Annotated in this window: 16 protein-coding genes and 1 pseudogene; 14 read left to right on the top strand and 3 right to left on the bottom strand. The window is 27.2% G+C overall.

The window, feature by feature from the left end:
* The first annotated feature begins 24 nt into the window (after positions 1-24).
* The 8 genes and pseudogenes from NSA50_RS06635 to NSA50_RS06670 all read left to right on the top strand — a co-directional run.
* A complete protein-coding gene (locus NSA50_RS06635; protein ID WP_257443937.1) occupies positions 25-1,794 on the top strand; it encodes a sensor histidine kinase in 1,770 nt (589 codons plus the stop codon).
* A 16-nt stretch (positions 1,795-1,810) separates the two neighbouring features.
* Complete coding sequence (locus NSA50_RS06640) at positions 1,811-3,400, top strand: response regulator transcription factor (RefSeq protein WP_257443939.1); 1,590 nt, start codon at positions 1,811-1,813, stop codon at positions 3,398-3,400.
* Between the two features lie 196 nt (positions 3,401-3,596).
* On the top strand, positions 3,597-4,910 hold the full coding sequence (locus NSA50_RS06645; RefSeq protein ID WP_257443941.1) for an extracellular solute-binding protein: 1,314 nt from the start codon (positions 3,597-3,599) through the stop codon (positions 4,908-4,910).
* 103 nt (positions 4,911-5,013) lie between these two features.
* Positions 5,014-5,916, top strand: a complete 903-nt coding sequence (locus NSA50_RS06650) for a carbohydrate ABC transporter permease (RefSeq protein WP_257443943.1) — start codon at positions 5,014-5,016, stop codon at positions 5,914-5,916.
* A gap of 74 nt (positions 5,917-5,990) precedes the next feature.
* On the top strand, positions 5,991-6,764 hold the full coding sequence (locus NSA50_RS06655) for a carbohydrate ABC transporter permease (protein WP_306813917.1): 774 nt from the start codon (positions 5,991-5,993) through the stop codon (positions 6,762-6,764).
* 32 nt (positions 6,765-6,796) lie between these two features.
* A complete protein-coding gene (locus NSA50_RS06660) occupies positions 6,797-8,572 on the top strand; it encodes a sensor histidine kinase (protein ID WP_257443944.1) in 1,776 nt (591 codons plus the stop codon).
* Entirely contained in the window at positions 8,565-10,106 is a 1,542-nt protein-coding gene (locus NSA50_RS06665; RefSeq protein WP_257443945.1) for a response regulator, read from the top strand. The genes NSA50_RS06660 and NSA50_RS06665 overlap by 8 nt, the downstream gene beginning before the upstream one ends.
* Positions 10,107-10,161: 55 nt before the next feature.
* Positions 10,162-11,805 (top strand): annotated as a pseudogene (locus NSA50_RS06670) (glycoside hydrolase family 3 N-terminal domain-containing protein); the annotation flags it as partial.
* Between the two features lie 886 nt (positions 11,806-12,691).
* Here NSA50_RS06670 and NSA50_RS06675 read toward each other — a convergent pair.
* A complete protein-coding gene (locus NSA50_RS06675) occupies positions 12,692-14,596 on the bottom strand; it encodes an NAD(+) synthase (protein ID WP_195429527.1) in 1,905 nt (634 codons plus the stop codon).
* A gap of 514 nt (positions 14,597-15,110) precedes the next feature.
* Between NSA50_RS06675 and NSA50_RS06680 the strand changes: the two genes are divergently transcribed.
* From NSA50_RS06680 to NSA50_RS06705, 6 genes are all read left to right on the top strand, one after another.
* Positions 15,111-15,542: an NfeD family protein gene (locus tag NSA50_RS06680; protein ID WP_195263394.1), complete on the top strand. Its 432-nt coding sequence runs from the start codon at positions 15,111-15,113 to the stop codon at positions 15,540-15,542.
* Positions 15,543-16,496: an SPFH domain-containing protein gene (locus NSA50_RS06685; protein ID WP_195263395.1), complete on the top strand. Its 954-nt coding sequence runs from the start codon at positions 15,543-15,545 to the stop codon at positions 16,494-16,496. It begins immediately after the preceding gene.
* Positions 16,497-16,637: 141 nt separating this feature from the next.
* Positions 16,638-16,859 carry a hypothetical protein gene (locus tag NSA50_RS06690; RefSeq protein WP_195263396.1) on the top strand — a complete coding sequence of 74 codons (222 nt, stop codon included), beginning with the start codon at positions 16,638-16,640 and terminating at the stop codon, positions 16,857-16,859.
* A gap of 71 nt (positions 16,860-16,930) precedes the next feature.
* Entirely contained in the window at positions 16,931-17,863 is a 933-nt protein-coding gene (locus NSA50_RS06695; RefSeq protein ID WP_257443946.1) for an amidase domain-containing protein, read from the top strand.
* Positions 17,864-18,185: 322 nt separating this feature from the next.
* Positions 18,186-18,341, top strand: coding sequence for a zinc-ribbon domain-containing protein (locus NSA50_RS06700; RefSeq protein WP_195263398.1), 156 nt, complete (start codon positions 18,186-18,188; stop codon positions 18,339-18,341).
* 298 nt (positions 18,342-18,639) lie between these two features.
* Positions 18,640-18,795 (top strand): zinc-ribbon domain-containing protein, encoded by a 156-nt coding sequence (locus NSA50_RS06705; protein ID WP_195263399.1) that lies wholly within the window; start codon positions 18,640-18,642, stop codon positions 18,793-18,795.
* Between the two features lie 43 nt (positions 18,796-18,838).
* Here NSA50_RS06705 and NSA50_RS06710 read toward each other — a convergent pair whose 3' ends face one another.
* Positions 18,839-19,033, bottom strand: a complete 195-nt coding sequence (locus NSA50_RS06710; protein ID WP_008677525.1) for a hypothetical protein — start codon at positions 19,031-19,033, stop codon at positions 18,839-18,841.
* 15 nt (positions 19,034-19,048) lie between these two features.
* Positions 19,049-19,237 (bottom strand): hypothetical protein, encoded by a 189-nt coding sequence (locus NSA50_RS06715; protein ID WP_195263400.1) that lies wholly within the window; start codon positions 19,235-19,237, stop codon positions 19,049-19,051.
* Positions 19,238-19,273: the final 36 nt, after the last annotated feature.

The raw sequence follows: 19,273 nt of genomic DNA on the forward strand, positions 1-19,273 counted from the left end.
GGTATAAGGATAAAGGTTAAAGAGATGAAAATAAAATATTTATTAAATAACTGTAGTATCAAATCTAAATTATTAATTATATTTATTTTTTGTGTATTAATTCCTGTTATTATTACTAATAGTTTAATGTTATATACAGTTAGAAATAATGAGGAAAAGGAGCAGAAAATTAATATTGATCATGTAATCGATAGAGTAACTTATAATTTAAATGGTGTTATAGCAGAATGTATGATGCTTAGTAATCATATAAATTCGGATGAAGATTTAAATACTATAATATCAACTGAATATAAGTTACCAGTCGATTACTATGATAAATATTTTGATCTTTTAAGAAATACAGCAATAAAGGATTATTATAATCCTCAACATATATATAGAATTAATATTTATGTTGAAAACGATAGCATAATTAATAGTGCAAATATTTTTAAACTGACATCAGAAGTAAAAAATAAAGAATGGTACAAACAGTATAGAAATAATAATGAAAGTACAACTATTACAGTTGAATATGATGCAGATAGAAAATTATTTGCAGATAATATTCCTTGTAGAAATATAAGTGTTGTAAGAAAGTTGGACTATTTCAAAGATGGAAGAGAAAAAATAGTAAAAATAGATATAAATTATGATGCTTTACTAGGTAATATATTAAACGAGCAAATGAATGAAGGTTTATATATAGTAAATAATGATTTAATACTATTATCTAATAAAGGAATATATTCTCCAAAAGAAGATTTTAAAAAAATGGATATAATAAATACAAATAATATTTTAGTACATGAAAAATTAAAATTAAATGAATCAAAAAATGATTGGAAAATAATTTTTACTGAAGAAGATGAATCTATATTCATAAACTTAAAAGATTCGGGAAAATTATTTATTAGCTTAATTATATTTAATTTAGTATTGCCAACTATAATAATCAGTTTAATATCAAAATCATTAGGAAATAGAGTTAAATTGATAAATACTTATTTAGGTAAAGTGAAAAATGAAGAGTTTTACGTAATAGATAGTGTTGAAGGAAACGATGAAATTGGAAGCTTAATAAAAAGTTATAACTTAATGGTTTTGAAAATTAAGGAGTTAATTGAAGTAGTTTTTAAAGAAGATGCAGAGAAAAAAATCCTACAATTAGCTAAAAAGCAAGCTGAACTTAATGCATTGCAAAGTCAAATTAATCCTCATTTTATGTTTAATACTTTAGAAACGATAAGAATGAGAAGCCTTATAAAAAAGGAAGATGAAACTGCAGAGATAATTGAGAAGCTTTCTATGCTTCTTAGAAGAACGATAAATTGGGGTAATGATAATATTACAATTGAAGAAGAAATGATGTTTGTTAATAACTATATTGACATTCAAAGATATAGATTTGGAGAAAAGTTATCCTATAATTGCTATATTATGGAGGATTGTAAGAAGTATAAAATACCAAAGTTATCATTATTAACATTTGTTGAGAATTCATGTGTTCATGGAATAGAGAGAATATCTTATAATGCAGGTGTTAGTGTTTCTATTTTTAAAGACGAGAAATATCTATACATGGAAATTTCTGATACTGGCGAGGGAATGTCTGAAGATTTATTACAAAGAATAAGAAAACGTATAGAAGAATTTAAATTTGATTCAATAAGTGAAGAAAAGAGTATAGGTATTTTTAATGCATATATGAGAATGAAAATGTACTTTAATAATAACATGTATTTTGAGATAGAGAGTGCAGAGCAAGAAGGAACAGATATTACAATAAAGATATCTATGGAGGAATTTTGAAGAGGAGAGAAAATTTATGATTAAAACTTTAATAGTAGATGATGAACCATTTATAAGGCAGGGGCTACGGGTTTTAATTGATTGGTCAAAATATGGATATGAAGTTGTAGATGAATCTGAAAATGGATTAAATGCTATAGAAAAAATAAAAGAAAAAGAAATAGATTTGGTAATTACAGATATAAAGATGCCTAAAATGGACGGACTTGAACTTATAGAGTATGTCTCTAAAAATATAAAAAGAGAAATAAATTTTATAGTTTTAAGTGGATTTTGCGAGTTTGAATATGCTAGAAAAGCAATAAAATATAATGTAGAGGATTATATTTTAAAGCCAATACAAAGAGACGAGCTTATAAATTCTTTAGGGAAGATAAGGGAAAGATATGTTAGGATACTTCTTGAAAAAGAAGAAAAAGAAAATAATGAAAAGCTTATTTATGATAAATATATAAGTGAGTTAATTGCAGGAAGATATGATAAGAATAGTTTAAATTATATAAAGAAAAGATTTAATCCTAGAAGTGAGATTAGATATATAAATATAGAAGTTAACTATAATTATGGTAAGTATTTAAATATTTCACATGAAGAAAAGAGACTTGGACAACACAACTTATATAAAAAAATTAAAGAGTGGTTAGGTAAAGATTGGTATAATGTTATATTTGATGTAACGAATGAAAAGGATTGTTATGATATTGGATTAATTTATGAAAATAGATTATCAAGAGAAAAATGTATTACTGAGAAAGAATATATATCAGAGTTTATAAATTATATAAAAGAAGGGTATAAGTACGATTTTTTCATTTATATAGGACAAAAGGTTAGAAATATTGAAGAACTTGAAATATCATATAAATCATCTATTATAGCAAAAATGTTATCTAATTTTTCAATAGATAATAAAATATTATATTATGATGACGTAATGAATAATCCGAAAACGTATACTATTGAAAAAAGATACATGGATGATTTAATTAAAGCAATTGAAGAAAATGATACAGAAGAGATTATGAGGTGCATAGATAAGTTTTACAATAGTTTTAAAAATCATTTTATAGACTTAGAGATGATAACAATTAATATTAATTATTTATTATTTAACCTTATTAATATAGCAAAAAACATTGATGAAAATGTTGATCAAGAAAAGATAGTTCAATATATAAGTCTAGGAGTATTTAAGGAAAATATGAGTAGGGGAAGTGCTAAGCACTTAAAGAAGTTTTCATTAGAATTTTCGAATTATTTAGTTCAACTTAGACAAAGTAATTCTCAAGGAATATTAAATCATATAAATAAGGAAATATCAGAGCATTATATGGAAAAGTTAAGCTTAAAATCATTAGGCGAAAAATATTATATTAACAGTGCATATTTAGGACAAGTATTTAAAAAGCAATATAACATGTCATTTAAGGATTATTTAAATTCATATAGAGTTGATGTAGCAGAAGAGTTACTAATAAATAGTGATGAGAAGATATATAAAATTGCAGAGCAAGTAGGATATAACAATACAGATTATTTTATAAATAAATTTGTACAATTGAAAGGAAAGACTCCATTACAGTATAGGAAAAAGAATAAGGCTTAGCACAAATTTAGATTATATAGAAAATCTATCTTATAAATACCTCTCAATATAAATTATAGTAAATATTATTGTTAAATGTTTACAAGAACATATAAATTTATATATAAAAGATAAATATTTAAATTTTTATTTGAAATTTCTAATGATAATATAGGAGTGTAAAATAAATAATAAAAATTTATGGGGGTATTGATGAATGAATAAAAAATTAAAGAAAATGGTATCTGCTGTAGCAACTCTATTTATTGTTTCAACTTTGATGATTGGATGTAATAGTTCAGGTGATTCAGCAAAAGATAATGGAAAAACAGAAAAAACAAAACTGACATTATGGCAAATTCAAACAGCAGAAGCTAAAAATGTTATACATCGTGCTGTAGATAGATTTACGAAGGAAAATCCTCAATATGAAGTAGAAATAGTTGATATGAGCAATGATTCGTATAAACAAAAATTAGCTATGGCTATGAGTTCAAATCAAATTCCAGACATATTTATTAACTGGGGAGGAGCCACATTAATAGATTATGTAGACTCTAACTTGGTAGCTGATTTAACAGAATATATGAATAAAGATGATTATAAGGATAAATTTCTTAATGCAGCAATAGAACAATGCTCAGTTAATGGAAAGATATATGCAGTACCAGTTGAGGGAGTATCTGTTGCAGGTTTCTATTATAATAAAGAAATTTTTGAAAAGTATGGATTACAGGAGCCTAAGACATTAAGTGAATTAGAAGTTATCTGTGGCAAGTTAAAAGAAAATGGGGTAGCTCCTTTTGCATTAGCTAATGCAACTAAATGGACTGGATCTATGTATTACATGTATTTAGTAGCTAGGCATGGTGGATTAGAGCCATTTGCTGATGCAGTTTCAGGGAAGGGATCATTTGAAAACGATTCATTTGAGTATACTGGAGATAAGATACAAGAATGGGTGCAAAAAGGATACTTCAATGATGGATTTAATGGGATGGATGATGATAGCGGACAAGCGAGACAATTATTATATAAAGGGGAAGCAGCTATGGAGTTAATGGGATCATGGTTTACGTCTACTGTTTTAGGTGAAAATCCAGATTTCAAAGATAAGCTTGGATTTTTCCCATTCCCAGCTATAGAAGATTCGAAAGCAGATCAAACAATAATGGCAGGTATTATTGGAGATAATTTATATTCAGTATCACAAAATTGTAAAGATAAAGAAGGAGCATTTAAGGTAATTCAAAGTTTATTAGATGATCAAGCAGTACAAGATCGTAAGAATTTAGGTAGAATAGGGGTATTCAAAGATTTTAAGCCTGAAGATCCATTAACTCAAAAGATTTTTGATGCAGTAGGAAATGCATCAGGAGTTCAATTATGGTATGATCAATATTTACCAGCAGAAGTTGCAGAAGTTCATAAATCAACATCACAAGAAGTTTTTGGATTAACAAAGACACCGAAGGAAGCAAATAAAGAGTTACAAGAAGCTATGAAAGCATATAACGAAAAAAATAAATAGTAATATTAGTAAAAGGGCTATTACATAGGCATTATATTTTGAAATTATTTTATAAAATGAATGTTTGTAATAGCCTATAAATTAATATAAAGGAGAGAATAATATGCAAGTTAAGGTTAGTAGCTTAGCAAAAAAACGTGCTTCATCAACTAAAAGAGCAACAATCATATTTTTAGTCCCAGCATGCATATTTCTTCTAGTATTTATAGTATATCCAATAATTTATTCTATTAGATTAAGTACATTTGAATGGAATGGAATTGGTTTAAATAAAGTATTTATAGGATTAGGAAACTGGAAGGAACTATTAAGTGATGCTGTTTTTAGAAAGGCATTACTTAATAATATAGTGATAATGGTATTATCTATAATGATTCAATTGCCCATTGGAATGCTTCTTGCAACTTTTTTAGATTTTGGAGGAAGAAAGTTAAATATATTTAAAGTAATTTGGTTTATACCAATGCTTATGTCTTCTGTTGCTATTGGATATTTATTTAGATACGCATTAGATGCTAATACTGGGATAATTACTGGAATTTCAAAGTTTTTAGGGGGAGGATCAATAGATTTATTAGGTAATCCTAAAACTGCATTGTTAACAATCACGGTTGCAATATGTTGGCAGTTTATTCCGTTTTATATGATTTATTTTTTAGCTTCATATACTAATATTCCTTCAGATTTATATGAAGCAGCAATTATAGATGGAGCTACAAAAAGTCAATATTTTTGGAAAGTAGCATTGCCAATAATGAAACCAGCTATAAAAAGTGCAATTGTACTATCTATGGTTGGATCACTAAAATATTTTGATTTAATTTATGTTATGACAGGTGGAGGTCCAGGATCATCATCTGAATTAATGGCAACGTATATGTATAAAAATGCTTTTGCATCACAAAGAATGGGATATGGTTCTACAATTGCAACAGGAATGTTCATTATTATAACGGTGATATCGTTATTTACAATTAAAGTATTAAATAGGGAGGAAGAATTGTGATTGCTATAAGAAAAAAACTAACAATAAAGACTATTTCAATAAAATGTTTTATTGGTGTATTAGTAATAATATGGATGTCAATTACTATTATTCCTTTTCTATTTATGTTACTTGCAGGATTTAAGGAACAGTTTGAATTGCTTATGGGTAATGTTTTTGATTTTCCTAAAGGCTTATTTTTAAATAATTATATTGAAGTTTTTAAGGGCAATATTTTTATATATTTTAAAAATAGTATAATAGTTCTAATAGTATCTCTTGTAATATTACTTATTTTAAGTGCATGTGCATCATACCCTTTATCAAGATTTAGATTTAAGCTAAGAAAGCCTGTATATTCAACGATAGTAGCGTTGATGTCAGTACCTGTTCATGTAACATTACTTCCTATATTTATAATGACAACTAAAATAGGTTTATATGATAGTATTTGGGCATTAGTAGGACCATATGTAGCTTTTAATTTGCCTATTTCAATTTTTATTCTAGTTACATTTATGAAGGAAATTCCTAAAGAGCTTGAGGAAGCAGCTGAAATAGATGGGTGTAATAAGTATAGAATTTTCTTTAATATTATTTTACCACTAACAAAGCCTGGGTTAGCTACTTTAGCAATTTACAATGGAGTTAGTATATGGAATGAGTTTAGTTTTGCTTTAACTCTAACACAGTCATTGCAAAATAGAACGTTACCTCTATCAATATGGGAATATCAAGGACAATATACAATGAATGTACCTATGATTATGGCTGTGCTTACAATTTCTATGCTACCAATGCTAATTGTATTTATATTTGGACAAGATAAGTTGATTAAAGGAATGATGGCAGGAGCGGTGAAAGGTTAGAAATTTAAGAAGAATTTAGAGATGATAGAATTATGAAAAATTTGATAATTAAATTTATATATAAATTTAATACAAGAAAGTTTAATTATAAAGTTACTATAGTCTTTATTTTTTCAATTTTATTAACTAATGCATTGATAATTTTTACAGTATATCAGTTAGCTGGTAAGGAAATAACAGAGAAATCAAGTGCATTTGTTAAGGGACAATTTGAAAAGATAAGTGAAAATTTAGATATAACTCTAAAGAATTTTATTGAGATATCTAATATAATTTCTTCAGATAATAGTGCTAAGGAATTTTTAACAAATGAGGATGAAACATCTCAAAAGTATAATAAAGATGCAAGTGAAGTTTATAATTTAATAAGATATATATTAGATTCCAATAGTTATATTGATTATATTGGATTAGTTAAATTAGATGGAAATGGTGTTGTTTATGTAGGTGAACAATGGACTAATGATAGATTTAGAGAAGAAATAATAAATGGATATAATGAAGCATTAAGCAGTAATTTTGATAATTGCAAAATTAATATAGAAAAGAAAGTTTTTGATAAAGAACAATATGTACTTAATATTTATCAGCCTGTTTATGAAAAATATATTTTTGATCAACATATTGGAATTTTAGTAATTGGTATAGGTGAAAATCATATTAATGAATTTTATTCTAATTTAGATAAGGAGTTAAGTGTAAAAACTTATTTAACTTATAAGGATGGAAATATAATTTCAAATGAATATAAAGATTTAATAGGTACTAAAAGCCAATATAAGGATTTTCTCATTGAAGAGAATGGAGAAAAAAGAATAAGTAATAAAGTAATTATTTATAAGAATATTAGTAACTGGGATTGGTATATGGTAGGAGAGATACCTAAAGAAGCCTTATTAAAAGATACTAAATGTGTGATATTAATAATTATTTTATGGGTTATAATTATTGATTTAATAATTAGCATAGGTTTTTATAAATTTAGTAAAAGCTTATATAAACCTATGGATCTAATTATAAAAAAAATGGAAGAGGTATCTACAGGAAATTTAGATGTCAGGATAAATGAGGAATGGAAAGGAAGGGATTTCAGGCAACTTACAAATGGATTTAATAGTATGATACAAAGAATACATTTACTTATGGATAGAGTAAAGAAGGAGCAAGAAGAAATTAAACAAATTGAATTAAACAAATTACAATCGCAAATACAGCCCCATTTTTTGTATAATACTTTAGAATGTATTCATTGGCAAGCATTATCAGATGGTAATAAAATAGTATCTCGTATGGTGAAAGCTTTAGCAAACTATTATAGATTATCTTTAAGTAAAGGGAGAGATTTAGTTACTCTTTCAGAAGAATTATCTAATATTGAAAATTACTTAATTATTCAAAATGCTAGATATAGCGATATTATTCAATTGGAAATAGATATTGATGATAAGATGAAAAAAATATTAGTCCCTAAAATAACATTGCAACCATTAATTGAAAATTCAATTTATCATGGAATACGTGTAAGAGAGAGGGTTAAGGGGAAAATTTTAATTACTGTATCAGAACTAAGCAATAGGGTAATTGTTTCTGTTATAGATGATGGGATAGGTATGAGCAAGGAGCAATTATTTAATATTAATAAATCAATATCTCAGTTAGATGAAAATGAAGGGTATGGAATAAAGAATGTAAATAAAAGAATAGAAATGATGTTTGGTACAGAGTATGGTCTATTTTATAAACAAAATAAATATGGTGGAACTACAGTTGACATTATTTTACCAAAGGGGCGTGAAAATAATGTATAAAGCTATGATTGTTGATGATGAAGAAATGATAAGAAAAGGAATATTTAATTTTATTCAATGGAATAGCTTGGGGATTAGTGAAGTTAGGATGGCATCATCTGGGATTGAAGCTTTAGATTTAATGAAAGAAAGTAAAGTCGATATTATGATAACTGATATCTGCATGAGAGAAATGAATGGACTAGATTTAGTGAAAAAAGTAAATTCATTAAATGAGAAAACTAGGATTATAGTCTTAACAGGCTATGATAGTTTTGAGTATGCTCAGAAATGTTGTAAAATGCGAGTTGATGATTATATATTAAAGCCAGTTGATGAAATAGAACTTGAAAAGACTGTAAAGCGATTAATAGATGATATAAAAAATGAAAAAGCAAGATTATTTAATGAAAAAATCAATAGTAGAATAAGTGGTTTATCTGAGCAATTAAAGATAGAGCAAATAATGCAAAATCTGATATATAAAAGAATAAAAGCTGATAATACAGAGGAAGTGTTAGATTATCTTGATAAAGATGGAGATTTACAAATTGCAATTGTAGTTCCCTTTATAGATGATAATCCAAAGTGGAAACAACATTTTGAATTACTAAATTTATCAATTAAAAATGCTTGCATAGAAGTCTTTGATTGTAATAAAGAAGGTATTACTTTTGAAGATGAAAATAAAAATATAATAATTGCGATGTTTTTAAATTCTAGATTAAAAAAAACAAATAAAAATGTAGAAAATTTAGTTCAATATTTGAAAAGAGAGTATAATATTAAACCAAAGATAATACTTGGTAGTATAGTAAATGAACTAGATAGAGTTAATATATCTTATAATGATGCATTTAGATTGCTTAAAAAAGAAAAAGCTATAAGTTTTGAAGAAAATGATGTAAAGGGATTAAGCTTATTTAGCAATAGAATACAAAAAATAAGAAGCACTATGATGGAGAATATAGAGAATTTAGAAAAGGTTATGGATACGTTTGAATCATTTATAGAAACAGTTGATGTTTATAATTTATCTAAGGCTTTAGTAAAGAAATCTTGCTTCGATATAGGTTGCGGAGTATATTTTTCTTGTATTGATAAAGATATAGAGATTAAGGATAATATTTTCAATTCATTTTTAATGTCATTACAAACTTGTAACACAAATGATGAAGTAAAAATAACAAGAGATTTCATATTAAATCTTCTAAAGGCAGATATAGGAGAGAGTCATGAAATTATACGAAAAGCTAAATTATATATAAATGGACATTTAAATGAAGATATTTCAGTTTATAGTATTTCGGAAAAGCTCTATTTAAGTCCAACTTATTTTTCAAAGCTATTTAAACATATTACTGGAGAAGGATGCAATAGCTATATTATTCGAAAACGTATAGAAAAAGCGAAATCACTATTAAATACCACTAGTATGAAAGCGGGAAAAATAGCAACTTTAGTTGGATATAAAGATACAAATTATTTTTCGTTAGCTTTTAAAAAGCAAACAGGAATGTCACCAACTGAATATAGAGAAAGTTTAATAAAATAATATTAATCTATTTTAGAAATAAATTATAACTACTGAATATTAGGGAGAGAGAAATATGAATAAGGAAAATAGAATGACACATGAAGAAGCCTTGGCTAAAGCAAAAGAATTAGTTGCAAAAATGACACTACAAGAAAAGGCATCATAATTAACATATAATGCAGCGCCAATAGAACATTTAAATATTCCAAGATATAATTGGTGGAATGAAGGGCTTCATGGAGTTGAAAGAACTGGTACAACAACTGTATTTCCACAAGCAATTGGACTAGCTGCTATGTTTGATGATGAGCTATTAGGTCAAATAGCAAGTATGATTTCTACAGAGGCACGTGCAAAATATACTGAAAATAGCAAAAGAGGAGATAGATATATTTATAAGGGTATTACATTATGGTCACCTAATATAAACATATTTAGAGATCCTAGGTGGGGACGTGGCCATGAAACTTATGGGGAAGATCCTTATTTAACTTCTAGACTTGGTGTATCATTTATTAATGGATTGCAAGGAGAAGGAAAATATTTAAAGACAGCTGCTTGTGCAAAGCATTTTGCTGTCCATAGCGATCTAGAATTATTAAGGCATGAATTTAATGCAGTTGTAAATCAAAAGGATTTATATGAAACGTATTTACAAGCTTTTGAAGCGGCAGTAAGGGAAGCCGATGTTGAATCTGTGATGGGAGCTTATAATCGTACAAATGGAGAACCTTGTTGTGGCAGTAAAACTTTGTTTAAAGGATATATTGAGAGGAAAGTGGGAATTTCAAGGGCATGTAGTTTCCGATTGCTTTGCAATAGCAGATGTCCATTTGCACCATCATATAACAAGTACAGCTACAGAATCAGCAGCATTAGCTATTAAAAATGGATGTGATTTAAACTGTGGTAATGTATATCTTCAATTGCTATTAGCATATAAAGAAGGTTTAGTTACAGAAGAATATATAACAACAGCGGCAGAAAGATTAATGGAAACAAGAATAAGACTTGGAATGTTTGATGAAAATTGTGAACATAATGATATACCATATGAAATAATTGATTGTAAAGAGCATAATGATTTATCTTTAGAAGCTGCAAAAAATCTATGATTTTATTAAAAAAAGATGGAATACTACCATTAAATAAAGAAAAACTAAAATCTATTGCAGTTATAGGACCAAATGAAAATAGTGAAATTATGATTCTTGCAAATTATTGTGCTACCGTTTAAAAATATGTAACTATATTAGAAGGTATTCACGAAGCAGTAGGAGAGGATATTAGAGTATTTTATTCAGATGGATGTCACATGCTTAAAGATAGAATCTCAGTATAAGGTCAAGCTGATGATAGATTTGTTGAAGCTGAAATAATAGCCGAAAAGGCAACCTTCTATAAAAATGAAGAAGATCTTTCTGATTTCACAGATTACTCAATGAAGGGAAGAACCTATAGATATGTAGAATCAGAAGTGCTATATCCATTTGGATATGGACTAACTTATTCAAAAGTAGAATTAGCAAACTTAAAGGTAGAAGATATTAAAAATGATTTTGAAGCTGTAAAGGTAAGTTTAGATATTAAAAATGTAGGAAGCTGCGATACTGATGAAGTAGTTCAATGCTATTTAAAAGACTTAGAATCAAAATATGCAGTATTAAATCATAGCCTAGTTGGATTTAAACGTGTAAATCTAAGAAAAGGTGAAAATTACTAATGTATTTAACTCAATTTAAATTATAAAATAAGAATCTGTTGTGCAGAAAGTTGCATTATTACAAGGAACTAGAGTTTTATAACTTGGCGATTTAAGTTTTCGTTAAGAATTACCATTGTTTGAGCGAATGCGAGTTATGGAAATTTAGAAAATTTAAATAAGATAATGTGATAAAAGTTAGATGAAGTGCAACTAGTTTTATATAAAAAGAAAGATATTGTATGGAAAGTAGTATTATCATGAACTGTTGGAGTTTTATAATTCTATGTTTCAAAATACCGTTAAGAATTACTATTGTTTGAGCGAATGCGAGTTATGGTAATTTACTAATATATTTAACTCAATTTAAATTATAAAATAAGAATCTGCTGTGCGGAAAGTTGCATTATTACAAGGAACTAGAGTTTTATAACTTGGCGGTTTAAGTTTTCGTTAAGAATTACCATTGTCTGAGCGCATGCGAGTTATGGTAATTTACTAATATATTTAACTCAATTTATATTTATAAAAGAATCACATTATGTGGAGGTCTGCATTATTACAAGGTATTAGAGTTTTATAATTGATTGTTTTAAATTTTCGTTAAGAATTTCCATTGTCTGAGCGAATGCGAGTTATGGAAATTTAGAAAATTTAAATAAGATAATGTGATAAAAGTTAGATGAAGTGCAACTAGTTTTATATAAAAAGAAAGATATTGTATGGAAAGTAGTATTATCATGAACTGTTGGAGTTTTATAATTCTATGTTTCAAAATACCGTTAAGAATTACCATTGTTTGAGCGAATGCGAGTTATGGTAATTTAGGTATTTTGAATAAGTAGAATTATAAAAACTCCCAGTGAATGATACTAACTACTTGAAATACAATATCTTTCTTTTATTTAAAAGAGTTAAAGGAAGCATCAGAAGGCATTCTCCAATCACCACGTGGACTCAATGATATGCTTCCAACTTTAGGTCCATCAGGTAAAGCACTTCTCTTAAATTGTTGTGTAAAGAATCGATAAATAAATTTATCAAGCCATTTAGCAATTTCTTCTTTGCTATAATCATCTTTAAATGCTTGTTCTGCAAGAAGCTTTATTCTTTCTTTTGAAGAACCATGTTTAATAAAGTGATATAGGAAGAAGTCATGCAGTTCATAAGGTCCAACTATATCCTCAGTTTTTTGAGTAATTTCACCCTTATCACTCTTAGGTAAAAGTTCAGGACTAACTGGAGTATCTAATATATCTAAAAGTGTATCTGAAACTTCAGTAGTTGATTCCTTTTCTGCTACATATCTAACTAAATATCTAACAAGAGTTTTTGGAATTGATGGATTAACAGAATACATACTCATATGATCTCCGTTATAAGTACACCATCCAAGAGCTAATTCAGAAAGATCTCCTGTTCCAATTAATAATCCACCTTCTTTATTGGCTAAATCCATAAGAATTTGAGTTCTTTCTCTAGCTTGAACATTTTCATAAGTAACATCATGAATATTTTTATCATGACCAATATCTTCAAAGTGTTGAAGAGCAGCTTTTACTATATTAATTTCTCTTAAATCACAACCTAATTCCTTACATAATGTTAAAGCATTATTATAAGTTCTATCAGTAGTCCCAAAACCAGGCATTGTAATAGTAACAATATTTTTATTATCTAAACCTAGAAGTTCAAAGGTTTTAACCACTACAAGTAAAGCTAAAGTGGAATCAAGTCCTCCTGAAATACCTATAACAGCTTTTTTCAAATTAGTATGTTCCATTCTCTTAGCTAAGGCAGCAGCTTGAATATTAAATATTTCCTTACATCTTTCTTCACGTAATTTAATATTAGCTGGAACGAAAGGATGCTTATCTATAAATCTATCGAAGTTATTTATTTCAGTATTATTATAAGTGAAGTTTATTATTTCAGCTTCAAATGGTACTATTCTTGAAGCATCTCTAAAGCTTATATTTTTAAGCCTTTCACTGTTTAATCTAAATACATCTATACATGAATAGATAACTTCATTATCTCTTTGGAATCTTTCATTTTCTTTAAGAATAGTACCATTTTCGGCAATTAACATATGTCCACTAAATAAAAGATCTGTTGTGGATTCATGAACTCCAGCAGATGAATAAATATAAGCAGACATACATCTAGCACTTTGGTTAGATATAAGAGCTTCTCTATAATCTTTTTTGCTTACAAGTTCATTAGATGCTGAAAGATTTCCTATTATATTTGCACCAAGAAGTGAAAGATATGAACTTGGAGGAATTGTAACCCAAAGGTCTTCACAAATTTCAAATCCAAAACTATATCTTCCTGAAGTGAAAATTAAATTAGTTCCAAATGGAACATCCTTTTGAAAAGCAAAATCTACCTTTTCATCTATTATTCCAAGACCTTCACTAAACCAACGTTTTTCGTAAAATTCACTGTAATTTGGAATATATGATTTTGGAACTATTCCAAGAAGTTTTCCGTTGAAAATTATGTAAGCACAATTAAACAATACATTTTTAAAGCTTAAAGGAGCTCCTATAGCAATCAGCATATCTAGGCCAGTGCTCTTTTTAATTAGTTTTTCTATTGCCAAGTTAGCTTTTTCTAATAAGCTGTATTGCATAAATAAATCACCACAAGTATATGAAGTAATAGCTAATTCAGGAAAAACTATTGACTTAGCCCCATTTTTATATGCTTCATCTAAACAAATAAATATATTTTCTAAATTATAGTCTATATCTGCTACACGAGTGATAGGACATGCAGCTGCAACTTTTATAAAATCCATAAAATCTCTCCAATCCATATTAAATTAAACAATACTTAGTATATAAGTATTGTAACTCTTTTTTATATTTAAAATTCACAGTGATAAAAAAACTCCTAGCAATTTATAAGTGAAAAGTTAAGGAGGTTTTAATTTGCAAAACTAAAAACATCCTTGTAAAGTAATTTCTGTTTAAAAATGTCTTAATGATTTTCTTTAGTTAAATAGCAAATATAATTTTAAAAATTTATTTAATAAGAATATTAATAAATAAATATACTATTTGTATTAAATATATAAGTATTAATTAAATGATATATTTAAATAATAAAAGGAAAACTATAGAAAATCAATGATAATAAAAGAAAGATGTCTTTAAACGAAATAAAAGGTTATAAAATACCTTATAAAAAGATAAATGAGATATTGTAATAAAGTAATGCATATATTATAATGAATTCATAAGTTAATCGAATTCAAATTTTTACTAAAAAATGATATAATATTCTTAAATGAAAAAAAGGAGGGGGAAATAATGGGAGCGGTAATTTTTTGGATTATAGTTGCAGCTGTAGTAATTGCTATAGATATAGCAACAAGTAATTTTTTATTTGCTTGGTTTGCTGTAGGAGCATTTGTTGCAATGATAGCTGATTTACTAGGAGTAACATTTGGGGTTCAAGTAGTACTTTTCTTAGTAGTAAATCTAATAACTGTTTCAGTAGGTTATCCATGGGCAAAACGTAAATTTAAAGAAGGTGTTAAACGTACACCTTTAATGGAAGAAACTTATATAGGAAGAGTTATGAAAGCAGAAGAAGATATAATAGATAGGGCTAAAATTAAAGTTGACGGAATATACTGGACTGTGCAAAACTCAGGAGAAGTGATAAGAAAAGACGAAAGTTTTAAAATCACAGGTATTGAGGGTATTAAATTAATAATTAAAAAAGAGGAGGAAATTTAGATGAATGGTTTAGTAGGGTTAATAATTACAGGAGTAGTAATACTTTTTGTATTAATAGTAATCTTATCATCAATTAAAATCGTAAACACAGGATACTTATACGTTGTAGAAAGGTTTGGTCAATATCATAAAACTTTAGAACCAGGATGGCACTTCTTAATTCCTTTTGCTGACTTTGTTAGAAAAAAAGTTTCAACAAAGCAACAAATTTTAGATGTACCACCACAATCAGTTATTACTAAAGATAATGTTAAAATATCTGTAGATAATGTTATATTTTATAAGCTATTAAATGCTAAAGATGCTGTATATAATATTGAAGACTATAGATCAGGTATCGTATATTCAGCAACAACTAATATGAGAAATATCTTAGGTAACATGAGTTTAGATGAAATTTTATCAGGAAGAGATAAAATAAATCAAGATCTTTTAAGTATCATAGATGAAGTTACAGATGCATATGGTATAAAGATACTTTCTGTTGAAATTAAAAATATAATACCTCCAACAGAAATTCAAGAAGCTATGGAAAAGCAAATGAAAGCAGAAAGAAATAAGAGAGCTATGATTCTTGAAGCAGAAGGTCAAAGACAATCTCAAATTGAAAAGGCTGAAGGTGAAAAGAGATCTAAGATACTTGCAGCAGAAGCTGAAAAAGAAGCAAATATCAGAAGAGCTGAAGGTTTAAAAGAATCTCAATTGCTTGAAGCAGAAGGTAAAGCTAAAGCTATAGAAGAAATAGCTACAGCAGAAGCTGAAGCTATAAGAAAGGTGAACCAAGCAATTATAGAGTCAGGTACTAACGAAACAGTTATTGCTTTAAAACAAGTTGAGGCTCTTAAAGAAATGGCTAATAATCCAGCTAATAAGCTTATATTACCAAATGAAACTTTATCTTCACTTGGAAGCATTGCAGCTATAGGCGAAATGCTTAAAGGAAGCAAAGAATAAAGTGAAATAATGAAAGAATAAAAAAGCGAAAGATTTAAGGTGTGAAAAATCCATTAAGGATTTTTGAACAGAAAATGATTCGTGTAAGTTTAAATTAAGCTTTGCGAAGCAAGACATCCTTAACTTTTTTGCTTTTTTTGTATGATTCAATATGGTGGAATTGCAATTATAGCAGATATTTTTACTTCTCTCATAGGTTATATTTTTACTGTAATTATAATAGGAAGTAGAGTTTCTAAAAGAGTGATTGATAAAGAATTTAAATTTATACCAAGAGATTTAAATAAGGATACAAAGATGATGAGAATATCTGTTGCAACGTCTGTTTTATTATGTGCATTTTTGATGATTTTTATTAAGTAATTAATATGTATTGAAATTGCTTTTATTTCAAAAGATATAATATAGTTTAAAATAATCTGGAGAGATAAAATATGAAAAGTTTAATCAAAAGAAAAGTAAATTTATTTTTATTATTATTTTTAATGTTAGTATTATTTATAGCAAGTATAGATATGCAATCTATATCAGCAGAAGTTAAAAATGATAATTATAATAGAGAATTAGCTCGAGAATATGCAATAAAATGGGCAACATCATCTAATAGTAAATATTATAATTACGTAAATGATGGTGGAGATTGTACTAATTTTGTATCTCAAGTTTTAAGGGCTGGAGGAATGGAGTTTGTTGGGGATAAATCAACTGCAACAAGTATAAAATCTTGGTTTTACTATTCTCCTAACTTACCTAATAGGAGTTCAACGTGGACAGCTGCACAGCCTTTTCATTTACATTTTGGAGAAGAATATAAAAGAGTTCATTCATACAAGGAATATAAAATAATAGAAGCATTAGTAAATTGGGATGAAATTTATTTAAATTTATTGCCAGGAGATATAGTTCAATATTCTAGGCCTAATAATATTACGTTTCATTCACAAGCTATTACTGACTTAATAGATAAAAATAAAACTATATACTTTTGTCAACATTCTAATTCGATGGAGAACTTTAAAAAGAATGGAAATCTCAGATATTATTTAATGGGGAAACCGAATGATTATAATTTTTATATATATCAAATAAAGGATGATAATCAAAGAACATCTATTGAAGTAATAGCGAACAATAAAGATAATAAAAGTAATGAGGATTATAGAAAAGAATTAATTGAAGCTATAGATATAATTAAATTGAGTTTAGATGATACCAGAGTTGATAATGAAGAACTTAATAGTAAAGAAACAAATGACTTTATTAAAAAAATGGAAAATAGAATAAAAGAAGTTGAATTTCATATGAATTCTAGAGGTAAAACTCCAAAAGAACTATTAGAAATATTATGTGATAGAGAAGGTTTATAGTAAAAATGTTCATGAATCAAAATAAAATCACATAATATATAAATAAAATTATTATAAAACTAAGAATATAAACATATAAATATGATAAGAATAAAAATGACCCCACGGGGTTACGTAGGTTTCTTTGCCGGTAGTTAAAGCTACCGGTATTTTTTTGAAAAATAAATTAAAAAATAGTAGCTTTTTTAATTTAAGTATGTTATTATGAATAAGTAGTCGATAAGACTAACAATATTTTGTTTAAAGATTTTGAAAGATAATGATATTCTCCGTTATAGAGATTAGTAATTACTTGAATAGTCTTTAGAATGGAGGATTTAAAATGGAAGATAAGAAATTAGTATGTAAAGATTGTGGTTCAGAATTCGTATTCACAGTAGGAGAACAAGAATTCTACAAAGAAAAAGGATTCGATAACGAACCAGTAAGATGTATGGATTGCAGAAGAGCAAGAAAAGCTCAAAACAACAGAAGATAGTTGTAATTAATAAAAGCTATAGGTTTTCCTATAGCTTTTATTTTTGTAAAAAATTAAAAATAAAATGTAAAAGAAATGAATATAATATGTTGACAAATGCTATTATATACTAACAGAAAGTGTGTTAAATTATGATTAATATAATAAAAACTACTAGCAAAAAAAAAAAATATATGATAAAATATAGTAGTAGGTCATGAGACTTCGAAATATTTGTTTAAAGATTGAATAGAAATTAGCTTTCTCCATTGTAGAGATTTGTTGATATTATATTGGTCTTTAGAATGGAGGATTTAAAATGGAAGATAAGAAAATAATTTGTAAAGACTGCGGTAAGGAATTCGTATTCACAGTAGGAGAACAAGAATTCTACAAAGAAAAAGGATTCGACAACGAACCAGTAAGATGCGTTGATTGCAGAAGAGCAAGAAAAGCTCAAAACAACAGAAGATAGTTAACTGAAGACTGTAGGTTTTTCCTACAGTCTTTTTATTTTATTAATCTTTAAATCCATAAGTTGAAGTTCTTGTTGCATGTAATGCTTCATTAACATTTGCTAAAGTATCTTGAATAAGTTGCTTATTATCATCTTGCTCTACAGATTTAATAGCATCATGTAATAATTGTTGAGCGTGAGTAACATCAGAAAGAGCACATTTTAATTCATCTTTTGCATTTGCCTTATGTCCCATATTAAATACCTCCTTCTAATCTTTATAATTTTTCAAAGCAGTTTGTGCGGAATCTACAGCGCTACCTATAGCTTCAAGTGCAGTATGAATTTCATTTCTATTATGATTTTCTTCTGCATGTAAATAAGCAGTGTTTAGATGATTTTGACATGAACAAAGCTCATCTAAAGCTATTGTTAAATTTTCTTTTGCGTTATGTTTCATATTAACACCACCTTCAATTATCTCCATATTAGTTTG

The organism is Clostridium mucosae (assembly GCF_024622765.1).
Taxonomy (GTDB): Bacteria; Bacillota; Clostridia; order Clostridiales; family Clostridiaceae; genus Clostridium.